Raw genomic sequence first — 12,058 nt, 5'->3', positions numbered from 1 at the left:
AAAGATTATTGACATATGCCCATAATAACGGTATAATAAAGACAGATGAACCACTGAGGGAGGAATAAAGATGCCAAGGCCAACGAAACGCAGGCGGATATGCGGACTGCCTGAGGGAAAAATATTTGTCTGTGCAGACGTGTGTGAAAAGCAGGCCGAGCCAGTGGTGATGACGCTGGAGGAATACGAGACCGTCCGGCTCATTGACCATGTCGGCCTTAATCAGGAAGAGTGTGCAGAACAGATGGCAGTGGCCCGGACAACGGCCCAGCGCATTTATAACAGCGCCCGGTCTAAGCTGGCGGAGCATCTGATTACAGGCGCGACGCTCAAAATAGAGGGCGGAAGCTATGATATCTGTACCAACCGGGAATGCGGCTGCAGAATGCGGCAATGTGGCAAAAGACAATGTGGCTGTCATCAGGAAAAGGGACACTGTCCTAAAAAAAACGAAAAAGAGGAATGAGGTATTAACATTGAGAATTGCAGTTACTTACGAAGATGGACATGTATTTCAGCATTTTGGGCATACCAGCCAGTTTAAGATTTATGATGTCGACGCAGACCAGATTCTGGCCTCGCAGGTCGTGGACACCAACGGTGTTGGACACGGGAGCCTGGCGGGCTTTTTAAAAGACGAGTCCGTCGATTTGTTAATCTGCGGCGGCATTGGCGGCGGAGCCCAGAATGCCCTGATGAACGCGGGTATTCTGTTTAAAGGCGGCGTAGCCGGCAATGCGGATCAGGCGGTTCAGGCTTATATGAACGGCACACTGGACTATAACCCCAATGTTCACTGCGACCATCACGACCACGCCCACGGCGAGGGCTGTGGACACCATCACGAAAACGGGGGCTGCGGCCAGCACGGCCATAGCTGCGGGCATCATCATTAATCGAATAAAAAAGGCGATGGTTTTATGCCATCGTCTTTTTGTTTTGGCCAAAGGCCAGAATGCCGCCCTCGATAAACTGGTTAAGGGCATGATTGACCGTTTCCGGCGAGTAGATGTCCCGGTGCTGCATACAGTTTTGGAGAACACCAGCGCAGCCGTAGGTGATAAAGGTGGTGCAGATCTCCTGGGACAGGGAATCGCCTTCAAATATTTTTGTATAGCTTTCATTGGATAGAAGCTTTTCCTTAAAGACCTTGTGAAGCTTTTTAAAAAACATTTCGGATTCTCTGGAGTTGAGAAGTCTCTGGCTGAGCTTAATATCCTTGTTCAGATAACAGTCGATGGGGTACATCATATCTCCGATGTTTTCAACCGAATTGTTCAGATTGTCAAGAAAATGGCTGAGGTTTTCGATGGCCTCATCCTCAATCTGCTCGAGGACGTCATAAACGTCACGGTAATGGGCGTAAAAGGTGCCCCGGTTGATGTCGGCCCTGTCGGCAATGTCCTTTACCGTAATTTTTGAAATCTCTTTTTCAGCAGCCAGCTCCATAAAAGCTGTTTTTATAAGCTTGCGCGAACGAATGGCGCTTCGGTATTCTGCTTTACTTCCTATGGATTAAGCTCCTTTTAAGTTGAATTTTATAAAATCAAACAAATTTTCTTTAAATGTTCAATTTTGGACAAAAGTCGATGTATTGTTTATTGAAAGAAGTAATTTCCTTTATTATAATACAACCAACGTACAAAAATCAACATTTGTTTAATTTTATTGGAGTGTTTAAAAATAATCAAAGGAGAAAAAATGGAACAGAAAAACCCCCCCAGAAAACCCCTTATATTTTATTATCTGATCGGACTGGTTATCATCATGCTTCTCAATGCGCTGGTATTCCCATCGCTGATGAAGGAGCAGGTAACCGAGGTTGATTACGGAACCTTTTTATCTGCCATCGACAGTGGAACCATCGATGCGGTTGAAATAAATAACGATGAAATTGTGTATAAGACAAAGGACGGCAGCGGTAAGGAGACGATTTACAGCACTGGTAAAATGGACGATCCGGACCTGGTCAACCGTTTGTCTGCCGCCAAGGGCACCAACGACCAGGGCAAAATTTCCTTTACCCAGATTGCACAGCAGAGGACATCCCCCATTATCAGCTTCCTGCTCACATGGATTCTGCCCTTCCTGCTGATCTTTGGAATCGGACAGCTCATGGGCAACAGGCTTCAGAAAAAAATGGGCGGCAATGCCATGACCTTTGGCAAGAGTAACGCGAAAATATACGTCGAGGCCGAAACGGGCAAAACCTTTAAGGATGTGGCCGGCCAGGATGAGGCCAAGGAGGCCCTGACAGAGATTGTCGATTTTCTGCACAATCCTAAAAAATATGCCGACATCGGCGCGAACCTGCCAAAGGGCGCCCTGCTTGTGGGCCCTCCGGGAACGGGTAAAACACTTCTGGCAAGAGCTGTCGCCGGGGAGGCCAAGGTCCCGTTCTTTTCGATTTCGGGCTCAGAATTTGTGGAAATGTTTGTGGGTATGGGTGCGGCCAAAGTTCGCGACCTGTTTAAGCAGGCTACCGATAAGGCGCCGTGTATTGTCTTTATTGACGAGATTGACACCATTGGAAAGAAGCGTGACAGCAAAGGCTTTACCGGAAATGACGAGCGTGAGCAGACCCTTAACCAGCTGCTGTCGGAGATGGATGGCTTTGACGGCAAAAAAGGCGTGGTTATCCTGGCAGCTACCAACCGCCCGGAAACCCTTGACCAGGCGCTGCTGCGCCCGGGCCGTTTTGACCGGAGAATTCCGGTTGAGCTGCCTGATCTCAATGGCCGTGAAGCGATTTTGAAGGTTCATTCTCAGGATGTCAAGATGGATCATAATATTGACTATAACGCCATAGCCCGGGCCACTGCCGGGGCCTCCGGCGCGGATCTGGCCAATATCATCAATGAGGCGGCTCTCCGGGCAGTGCGGTGCGGACGCAACATGGTGAAGCAGAATGACCTTGAGGAAAGTGTTGAGGTTGTCATTGCGGGCTACCAGCGCAAAAATGCGGCTATATCCCCCAAGGAAAAGGAAATCGTGGCTTACCATGAGGTGGGGCATGCCCTGGTGGCAGCAAAGCAGACGGACTCGGCGCCCGTACACAAGATTACCATTATCCCGCGTACTTCTGGAGCCCTCGGCTACACCATGCAGGTGGATGAGGGTGAACACAACCTCATGAGCCGGGATGAGATATATAATAAGATCACCACCTTTACAGGCGGCAGAGCGGCTGAGGAAATTATATTCAACTCAGTAACCTCCGGCGCGTCCAATGACATTGAGCAGGCCACGCGTCTGGCGCGGGCCATGGTGACCCGCTTTGGCATGAGCAAGGATTTTGGCATGGTGGCTCTGGAGACAGTGGACAATCCGTATCTGGGCGGCGACACCTCGCTGGCCTGCTCCGCTGAGACCGCTGCCCGTGTGGACCGGGAGGTCATGGATATCATCGGTAGCGCCCATGAGAAGGCCATTGGTATCTTAAAGGATAACCAGGAAAAACTCCACGAGCTGGCCCGTTATCTGCTGGAAAAGGAAACCATCACAGGAGAGGAATTCATGGAGATTCTGAACCGTTAAGACAACAAAACGGTGACCGTACGAAACGGGCGGTCATCGTTTTTTTATTTTTTGAAGTGATCAAACGGTTTTTGGCAGGTGCTTATGGGATTTTACCGAAAAGGCCTCTTTAATACGGTTATTGTAATCGAAGATTCGGCGTGATTGTGATATAGTAGGATAAAGATGAATAATTAAATTTTCAGGAGGAATCAGATGAGTATTCAGGAAAAATTCAGCGATGCGATGGAACGTATTAAGTCAGATCCGAATCTGGCCAACGAGTTTAAGGAAGATCCTGTTAAAACAGCCGAATCTGTTTTGGGGGTGGACTTGCCGGACGAACAGGTCGAAGGCTTTATCAATCATATCAAGGACAATGTGGATTTGAGTGAAATTAAAAGCCCGTCAGACCTTTTTAACTCCATTAAGCATTTATTCTAAACTAAAAAACCAACGGCGTACAGCACCGTTGGTTTTATTTTTTTCTTTATCAGCGTTTAAGAACATCGAAGAGCCCGCGTACCAGGCTTTTTCCAACCTCGCGGCCAATGGTGGACAGCGCGCTGTCAGCAGCTTTTTCAAAAGAGGATTTCTGGTGTCTGGGCGTGGCCTCTCTGGCTGGCTTTTTTTCTTTCTCTGCCGGGGCGGCTTCCTGGGCTGGGGCCTCAGCCTGCTGCTGGAGGTCCTCATAGGCAGATTCGCGGTCAATGGTGTCCTTATATTTGGCGTTAAAGGGGCTCTGCTCGATCAGGCCGCTCCGGGTATCGGGGGCGGCGGGACCCATGTGGCTCTGCGGCGGGAGGATAAAGCAGCGCTCGACCACGGTGGGGCGTCCCTCTTCATCCAGGCAGGATATCAGGGCTTCGCCAGTGCCTAAATCGGTGATGGCTTCCTCGGTTTTAAATTCCGGGTTGGGCCGAAAGGTTTCGGCTGCGGTCTTGATGGCCTTTTGCTCGGATGGCGAGTAGGCCCGGAGCGCGTGCTGAATGCGGTTGCCAAGCTGTGAGAGGATGGTGTCCGGCATATCGGTTGGGCTTTGTGAGATGAAGTAGATGCCCACCCCCTTTGAGCGGATCAGGCGCACGACCTGCTCGATCTTTTCGAGGAGAACTTTGGGCGCGCCGTTAAAAAGCAGATGCGCTTCGTCAAAGAAAAAGACCATCTTGGGTGCATCCAGGTCGCCGGCTTCAGGAAGAACCTCAAAAAGGTCGGACATGAGCCAGAGCAGAAAGGTGGAGTAGAGCGCCGGGGTCTGGATAAGCTCGACGCAGTCCAGAATATTGATGATGCCCAGGCCGTTTTCATCGGTTTGAATCCAGTCCATGATATCTAAAGCGGGTTCACCGAAGAACTGGTCGGCGCCCTGGTCCTCCAGGGCCAGGATGGCGCGCAGAATAGCGCCGACGCTCTGGGAGGAGATGTTGCCGTATTCCATTTTCAGATCCTTGGCGTTGTTGCCAACATACTGGAGCATGGCTTTGAGGTCCTTAATGTCAATGAGCAGCAGGTTTTTCGCGTCGGCTACTCTGAACACAATGTTCAGAATACCGGACTGGGTATCATTAAGATTGAGGAGCCGTGACAGCAGCAGAGGCCCCATCTGGGATATGGTAGTGCGGATGGGGTGCCCCTGTTTGCCGAGAAGGTCCCAGAAGCGTACTGGGTAGGGCTTATAGTCGAACTGGTCGCCCAGACCGAATTTTTCAATGCGTTTTTGCATATCCTCACTGTCGGTTCCAGGCTCACAGGTGCCGGAGAGGTCCCCTTTTACGTCTGCCAGAAAGACCGGAACACCGAGCTCGCTGAACGATTCGGCCAGCACCTTCAGGGTGATGGTTTTACCAGTACCGGTGGCGCCTGCCACCAGACCGTGCCGATTGGCCATCTTGGGCAGGAGATAAACAGGCTGTTCGCCTTTTGCAATCCAGATTTTATCGTCAGTATACATGTGCTTTCCTCCATAAGTAATCTATCTTAATTATACTCGAGGCAGAAAGTACAGCGGCGTTGAAAATGGTAAAAACAGGACGAATTTGGAAAAAATAAAAAAACAGCCCCGCGGGACTGTTAAAAGGCTAAAAGCATATCATACCAAACGGCGCCGCCGTGGGTCGAGCCCGAAACACCCAGGTTCTGATACCCAAAGCCTTCGTAAAAGGTGATCAGCTTTTCCTTGCAGGTGAGAATTAAGCCCTCTCTGCCGAAATCCATGGCTTTATGAATAAAATAGGTCATTAAAATGGTCGCGATGCCCTTATGCTGCCAGTCTGGCAGAACGTCCAGCCCAAAAATACTCTGGTAGCGGCCGTCAGGATTGTGGCGGGAGCTGTCCTCAAAGAGAATGTCCGAAATGGTTTCGTCATCGGTGACGCAGCCGTTAATCATGCCGACGATCTGTCCTTCGACCTCTGCGACAAAAAAGCTTTCCGGGAAGGTCTCGATGCGTTTTTCAAAGGCGGCGGGGCCTGCCGCTTCGGCAGGCGGAAAACAAGCGGCCTCCAGGGCAGCGATTGATGGAAGATCCTCAGGCCTGGCTTGCCGGATACGTATATTCATACAAAATTTACCTCACTTAATCAATGCTGAGATAAGTATACACCTTTGTTAATAAGAGAGCAAGGGGTAGGCCAAAGCAAATTTATTTGTTATAATTTATGATAAGCAAATAAAAAACAGAGTGAGGAAATAATGACAGAAAAAGAAAAAATGCTGGCTAGACAGCTCTACTGTGCCGAGGACGAAGAGCTGTCTTTTGAGCGGATGAGAGCGCATGAGCTCTGCCGCCAATTTAATCTGACAACAGAATATGAGCTGCCGCACCGCCACATGATTATCGGGCAGCTTTTCGGACGCCTTGGAAAGAACTTCACGGTTGAGCCGAGCTTTAAGTGTGATTACGGCTATAACATAACCGCAGGCGATAACCTGTATATTAATTTTGACGCTATTTTTTTGGATGTCTGCCCGATTACCATTGGGGACAACTGCTTTATGGCGCCCCGTGTCTGTATTTTTACGGCATGGCACCCATTGGTCAGCCATGAGCGCAACACCCTTCAGGAGGGCGGCAGCCCTGTGACCATCGGGGACAATGTGTGGATTGGGGGCAATGCCACCATCAACCCGGGAGTAACGATCGGCAGCAATGCGGTGATCGGCTCCGGCTCTGTGGTGACAAAGGATATACCGGATAATGTGGTGGCAGCCGGCAACCCGGCGAGGGTGCTCCGTGAGATAACAGATGCGGACAGAATGATGGCAGAACGCTAAAAAAAGCGCGCTCCTGTATGGAACGCGCTTTTTTAATGCCTGCATTACGACGCTTTCGGCGCCAGTTTCTGTATTTTTTTGACCAGGGGCAGTAAAAGCCGTTTGCCTGGCAGCAGGTCCAGCTCATCCTCGGTGAGAATACCAAAGAAAATAATCAAAAAGAAATAAATAACCGCAGCCACAATAATGGCGGCAAGAACCGAGACAGTGTTGCCGGTACGGGGCAGCAGAAAATTGTAGCAGCCAAGAGCCGACATGCCCATGATGGCCGAGGCGATAAAGGGCTTGACCAGCGTGCCGGTATAGCTTAGCCGGACGTGGGTATAGCGGCGGATAAACAGGAAATTGACGACCATCAAAAAGATAAAAGTCAGCATCGTGCTCAGGACAACCCCGTAGATGTTGAGCGCAGGGACGGCCATGAACACATAGCTGCAGCCAATGCGTACCACAGAGGCGCCCAGCAGCGCGATGAGCGGGATGATAAAACGGTCGATGGACTGTAAAATGCTCTGGAAGGTATTGGAGAGCATGATAAAAATGGTCGCGAAGGCATAGACTTCCATGATGGCAGCGCCGTGCTCGGAGCCGGGGAAGATCAGCGTGAAGATACCGTCTGAGAGCACAGACAGGCCGATGCAGCAGGGCAGAGCCACCAGCACGACCAGCCGGATGGCGGTGTTGATGCGCTCGTTGATGCCGGCCTGGTCCTTAAGGGCAAAGGATTCCGAGATGGCGGGGATCATGGCAGCAGCAAAGGTGGCGCTGATGCTTAAAGGAATGTTGATAAAGGTATCGGCATAGGAGAAATCCCCCATAAGAGCTGTGGCCGTATAGGAATCGAACCCTGCCAGCGCCAGCCGGTCCACATACATCATGGCGTCGGCAAAGGAGAAAAAGGTGATCATGGCAGAGGTGAGCGTAACCGGAACAGCGATGAGCACCAGGCGTTTCAGAATTTTTTTGCGCGTCAGAGGAACCCTGCGGCTGGTTTTGAGCAGCAGGGCTCTGTGCTTCCGGGTAAAATAAAAATGCCAGACAATCAAGAGCAGGCAGGCCGCCAGACTGCTGATGGTGGTTCCCAGGTAAGCGCCGCCGACGCCAAGGCTGACGTTTTGCAGCATGACCACACAGTACCAGCACAAAAAGACGCCCAGCACAATGCGGACAACCTGCTCGATTACCTGGGAGATGGCTGTGGGCAGCATATTCTGAAAACCCTGAAAGTAACCTCGGTAGACCGAGCAGACCGCCACGATCAGCGGGGAGAAGGCAATACCCTGGATGGCATAGATGCTCTCAGGCGGCCAGTTGGTCACCTCGATGAGCCAGCCGGCCCCAAAAAACAGGAAAAGGCTGGAAAGACCGCCCAGCACAAAGAGGGTGAGCAGGGAGACCTTGAAAACATTGGTGACAGCCCTGAAATCTCCGATGGCTACATTTTCTGAAATCATTTTAGAGACAGCCACCGGGAAGCCAACCGTGGATACCATCAGCAGAAGGCTGTAAATGCTAAAGACATTTGAGAAAATGCCGTTGCCGTAGCTGCCCACCAGATTGCTGATGGGAATACGGAAAAGGATGCCGATCAGTCTTACAAAGATACCAGCGGCGGCGAGAATAGCCGCGCCCTTAACCCAGCTTTTTTCTGTTTTACTCATATATTATATTCTCCTTGATTAATGTATGTCGTGACCGTACGAAACGGACGGTCGTCTAAAACGAGAGCAGCATTTTATAGAGCGTTTCCAGTGCCGGACCAAAGATGCCCTCGTTAAAATCAAATTTGGGATGGTGGATAGGGTAATTGGGGGCAGTGTCCTGGGCGGCAAAGAAGACGATGCGCAGGCCCGGGAGCTCCTTAAAATACCATCCAGCGTTATCGCCGACCAGAAAAGGCGAGCCGGAGAGGACACAGCGGCTGCCAAAGACTGTCTGGCCCGCAGCAAAGCCCTTTTGGATAAGGCGGGGATCGTTGATGACCGCAGGGGTTCTGTGAGACAGGCCGACACGGATCTGAGTACCAGTTCGTTTTTCGGTGTTCTCTGCCATGCGCCGGATGGCGGAGAGCAGGAGATCAAAGTCCGATTCTGTAAAGGCGCGCAGAGTCCCCTCCATGACACAGGCGTCAGGAATGACATTGGATTTAACGCCGCCATTGATGGTGCCAAATCCAATAATAAAAGGCCTCTGGGTGACGGCCGTGGCGTTGAGGCCCTCGATATCACATAATAATGAAGCCGCTGCGCTCACCGCGCTGTTGCCAAGGGAGGCTTCTGCCCAGTGGCCTGAGGAACCTGTAACCTCGATTTTGAGGCCCGCGACTGTGGCCGTAGAGGCCTCCTCCTGTATTTCCATGCCAAAGGGCTCAGAATTGGCGAAATGAAAGATGATGAGCTGATCAGGCTTCGGTGATTCCAGCGCCCCGCCATCCATCAGCAGCCTGGCGCCGCGGCCGGTTTCCTCGGCTGGCTCAAACAGAAAACGGATATTGGTGGACAGCTCATCTTTATGCGCGCTTAAAAGCCTGGCCAGCCCCAGAGTGAGGGCAGTGATCCCGTCATGGCCGCAGGCGTGGGATACGCCCGGCGTCCGGGAGGCGTAGGGAACAGCTTTTTCATCGGCAATGGGCAGCGCGTCAATCTCGGCCCGGATGGCGGTGGTAGGGTAACCGGGATTGACGATAAGGTCAGCGACCACACCAGTGGGCTCGATACGGCGGTGTGGGATGGACAGGGCGTCCAGGTGGGCCTCAATGCAGTCCGCGGTCTGGTATTCCTCAAGGCTCAGCTCAGGGTTCTGATGGAGCTGCCGCCGCAGCAGGATGATTTCCGGCAGCAGCGCGTGGATTTCAGTTTTAATTTGAGTCATTAAAATCCTCCGGTGGTGGGTTAAAAAGATGTTTTTTCAATTATACCATAAAATTTCCGCAATCCTTATAAATTCCTGAAAATTGCCTTATATACTAGAAGCATCAAAAAAGTAAGGAGTGATAACATGACTGAATATTTGTTGGAAACGCGGGCTCTGAGCAAGAGCTTTAAGAAAACAGAGGCTGTCAAAAAGCTGAACCTGAGGGTAAGAAAAAATACGATTTACGGCCTTCTGGGCCCCAATGGAGCGGGCAAGTCCACCACCCTCAAAATGATGACCGGCATGCTGCGGCCCACCGCCGGCGAGATTATTTTTAACGGGCACAGCTGGTCCAGAAAAGACCTTGAAAATATGGGAGTCCTGATTGAGTGGCCGCCCCTTTATGACAACCTGACCGCAGAGGAAAACCTGAAGGTCCGCACGACGCTGCTGGGTCTTCCGGAAAAACGGATCGGGCAGGTGTTAAAAATTGTTGACCTTAAAAATACTGGCAGCAAGCGCGCCGGGCAGTTCTCCATGGGGATGAAACAGCGTCTGGGGATCGCTCTGGCGCTGCTGGGCAGCCCGAAGCTGCTGATTCTGGACGAGCCCACCAATGGCCTGGACCCCATCGGAATCCAGGAGCTGCGGGAGCTGATCCGTTCCTTTCCGGGGCATGGAATCACAGTGATACTGTCCAGCCATATTCTTTCAGAGGTCGAGCTTATGGCCGATGATATCGGCATTATCAGCGACGGGGTGCTGGGCTACCAGTCAAAAATTCATAAAGGAGAGGACCTGGAGGCTTTGTTTATGCAGGTCGTTAAGAATAGCCGTGCGCAGGAGGGAGGAAGCGTATCATGCTAAAACTAATGAAGGCAGAGAACATGAAATTTAAACGGACATTCAGCCGTATGCTGATTTTTCTGGGGCCTCTGGGGCTCATACTTCTGAGCTTTACCTTTGGCTTTGGCTACTATCAGGTCAACGCCTTTAACTGGTGGTATACGCTGATCTACCCGGGCTGCATTGCGCTGTTCGCAGCCCTTTCCAACCAGAAGGACGGGAATAAAAAGCTTAAATATCAGAACCTATACGCAGTGCCGGTGGACCTCAGAGCGTCCTGGCTGGCTAAAATGGGTGTGGCTGCGTTTTATGTGCTTCTGAGCTGCGGTGTGGTGCTCCTGGGCATTATTCTGGGCACTGAAATCAAAGGCTTTTTCTGGGAGGGGACAACCCTGCCGCTTTCAGACACTATTTTACCCATGGTACTGGGGATGGCGGTGGTCTTTCTGACCAGTGTATGGGAGATACCCCTTTGCTTTATGCTTGCCAAAAAGCTTGGATTTCTGGGAGCAGTGCTGCTCAATGTGGGCGTGGGCACTGTCGGCGGCGTCATACTGGCGGAACAGGGCTTCTGGTTCATGATCCCATACTCCTGGACGCCCCGTGCGATGTGTCCGGTGCTGGGCATCAGGCCGAACAATCTGCTGGTAGAGCCTGGAAGCCCTCTGCTTGACGCGAGCGTGGTTCTGGTGGCGATTGTGCTGTCTCTGGTGCTGTGCGCGGCCCTGACCCTTCTCTGCGTGCGCTGGTTCAGCAAAAAGGAGGCGGCATAAATGAAAAGCTTTTTCAGGTCTTTAAAGGCCGAATCTCTTAAAATAAAACACACGCCCATTTTGTGGCTGCATCTGATCATTCCCCTTGTGGGGGTGTGCCTGTTTCTTTTTTACAGCGCCATATCGGCATGGAGCACTGAGGTTTTGGTGACCTTCTATTTCGAGGCGCTGGCCCTGGCTTTTCCGATGCTCATTGGGATTGTCTGCGGCATGGCCGCCTCCCAGGAGGAGCAGGCCGGCGGTTTTCAGAACTTGCTCGGGGTGCTGCCGTCCAGGCTGGTTCCGTTTTTAGGAAAGTTCGGGTTCCTTGCGGTTCTGGGGCTTGGCGCGCTGGCGGCAGCTGTCGGCCTTTACGGAGTGGGTTTTGCCCTGCTGCCGGGCCAGCAGGCTGTACCGGCGCTGCTGTATCTGAAGCTGGCAGGCGCTCTGTTTGCTTCTGATTTATTTTTATATTTACTCCACCTCTGGATCAGCCTGCGTTTTGGCAAGGGCGCGTCTATTTCTGTGGGGGTTGCGGGTTCGCTGGTGTCGGCGCTGATGCTGACAGGCCTCGGGGAAGGAATCTGGTATTTTATTCCCTGGGGATGGGGCGTGCGCTTCTGCGATATGGCTGTGATAAAAGCGCTGACGGCCCCGACGCCGGAAGGACTCATGTTTATCCAGAATGAGACTGCCGCAGGCTGGCTGGCGGCTGGCGGCGCCACACTGCTGCTCTTCGCGCTCTGCCTGCTTTGGTTTAAGCGCTGGGAGGGGAGAAGCGCCAGCGAATAATTAATCCTTGTGCACTTGGGCACAAA

The 12,058-nt window shown here is 51.8% G+C and carries 13 protein-coding genes; 8 read left to right on the top strand and 5 right to left on the bottom strand.

What is annotated here, in order from left to right; all coding sequences use genetic code 11:
* Positions 1-70 precede the first annotated feature (70 nt).
* Entirely contained in the window at positions 71-466 is a 396-nt protein-coding gene (locus CPZ25_RS05220; protein ID WP_074616993.1) for a DUF134 domain-containing protein, read from the top strand.
* Between the two features lie 10 nt (positions 467-476).
* The gene (locus CPZ25_RS05215; protein ID WP_096919727.1) at positions 477-896 is read left to right on the top strand and encodes a NifB/NifX family molybdenum-iron cluster-binding protein; all 420 of its coding nucleotides are present in this window, start codon (positions 477-479) and stop codon (positions 894-896) included.
* Positions 897-918: 22 nt separating this feature from the next.
* On the opposite strand, the gene CPZ25_RS05210 is transcribed toward CPZ25_RS05215, so the two are convergent.
* On the bottom strand, positions 919-1,449 hold the full coding sequence (locus tag CPZ25_RS05210; RefSeq protein ID WP_096919626.1) for a TetR/AcrR family transcriptional regulator: 531 nt from the start codon (positions 1,447-1,449) through the stop codon (positions 919-921).
* Positions 1,450-1,701: 252 nt separating this feature from the next.
* Between CPZ25_RS05210 and ftsH the strand changes: the two genes are divergently transcribed.
* Positions 1,702-3,537 (top strand): ATP-dependent zinc metalloprotease FtsH, encoded by a 1,836-nt coding sequence (gene ftsH / locus CPZ25_RS05205; RefSeq protein WP_096919627.1) that lies wholly within the window; start codon positions 1,702-1,704, stop codon positions 3,535-3,537.
* Between the two features lie 195 nt (positions 3,538-3,732).
* Positions 3,733-3,960, top strand: a complete 228-nt coding sequence (locus tag CPZ25_RS05200) for a hypothetical protein (protein WP_058694180.1) — start codon at positions 3,733-3,735, stop codon at positions 3,958-3,960.
* Between the two features lie 49 nt (positions 3,961-4,009).
* Here CPZ25_RS05200 and CPZ25_RS05195 read toward each other — a convergent pair whose 3' ends face one another.
* Together CPZ25_RS05195 and CPZ25_RS05190 are read right to left on the bottom strand one after the other, a co-directional pair.
* Positions 4,010-5,467, bottom strand: a complete 1,458-nt coding sequence (locus CPZ25_RS05195; protein WP_096919628.1) for a helicase HerA-like domain-containing protein — start codon at positions 5,465-5,467, stop codon at positions 4,010-4,012.
* A 119-nt stretch (positions 5,468-5,586) separates the two neighbouring features.
* Positions 5,587-6,075: a GNAT family N-acetyltransferase gene (locus CPZ25_RS05190; RefSeq protein ID WP_058694182.1), complete on the bottom strand. Its 489-nt coding sequence runs from the start codon at positions 6,073-6,075 to the stop codon at positions 5,587-5,589.
* A gap of 132 nt (positions 6,076-6,207) precedes the next feature.
* On the opposite strand from CPZ25_RS05190, the gene CPZ25_RS05185 reads away from it, so the two are divergent.
* Positions 6,208-6,789 carry a sugar O-acetyltransferase gene (locus CPZ25_RS05185; RefSeq protein ID WP_279230340.1) on the top strand — a complete coding sequence of 194 codons (582 nt, stop codon included), beginning with the start codon at positions 6,208-6,210 and terminating at the stop codon, positions 6,787-6,789.
* A 44-nt stretch (positions 6,790-6,833) separates the two neighbouring features.
* On the opposite strand, the gene CPZ25_RS05180 is transcribed toward CPZ25_RS05185, so the two are convergent.
* Together CPZ25_RS05180 and CPZ25_RS05175 are read right to left on the bottom strand one after the other, a co-directional pair.
* Positions 6,834-8,450 carry a putative polysaccharide biosynthesis protein gene (locus CPZ25_RS05180; protein ID WP_096919630.1) on the bottom strand — a complete coding sequence of 539 codons (1,617 nt, stop codon included), beginning with the start codon at positions 8,448-8,450 and terminating at the stop codon, positions 6,834-6,836.
* A 55-nt stretch (positions 8,451-8,505) separates the two neighbouring features.
* The gene (locus CPZ25_RS05175) at positions 8,506-9,660 is read right to left on the bottom strand and encodes a M20 metallopeptidase family protein (protein ID WP_096919631.1); all 1,155 of its coding nucleotides are present in this window, start codon (positions 9,658-9,660) and stop codon (positions 8,506-8,508) included.
* Positions 9,661-9,786: 126 nt separating this feature from the next.
* Between CPZ25_RS05175 and CPZ25_RS05170 the strand changes: the two genes are divergently transcribed.
* Genes CPZ25_RS05170 through CPZ25_RS05160 form a run of 3 tightly spaced genes read left to right on the top strand, consistent with a single transcriptional unit; the run spans position 9,787 to position 12,032 of the window.
* Complete coding sequence (locus CPZ25_RS05170; protein WP_058694186.1) at positions 9,787-10,509, top strand: lantibiotic protection ABC transporter ATP-binding protein; 723 nt, start codon at positions 9,787-9,789, stop codon at positions 10,507-10,509.
* A complete protein-coding gene (locus tag CPZ25_RS05165) occupies positions 10,503-11,261 on the top strand; it encodes a lantibiotic immunity ABC transporter MutE/EpiE family permease subunit (RefSeq protein WP_096919632.1) in 759 nt (252 codons plus the stop codon). The genes CPZ25_RS05170 and CPZ25_RS05165 overlap by 7 nt, the downstream gene beginning before the upstream one ends.
* Positions 11,262-12,032: a lantibiotic immunity ABC transporter MutG family permease subunit gene (locus CPZ25_RS05160; RefSeq protein ID WP_096919633.1), complete on the top strand. Its 771-nt coding sequence runs from the start codon at positions 11,262-11,264 to the stop codon at positions 12,030-12,032. It abuts the gene before it with no gap.
* The last annotated feature ends 26 nt before the right edge of the window (positions 12,033-12,058 follow it).

Origin of the sequence: Eubacterium maltosivorans (assembly GCF_002441855.2) — a bacterium.
Classification (GTDB): Bacteria; Bacillota; Clostridia; order Eubacteriales; family Eubacteriaceae; genus Eubacterium; species Eubacterium maltosivorans.
Note: the sequence above shows the minus strand (reverse complement) of the source record. Positions and strands in the feature narration are given on the sequence as shown.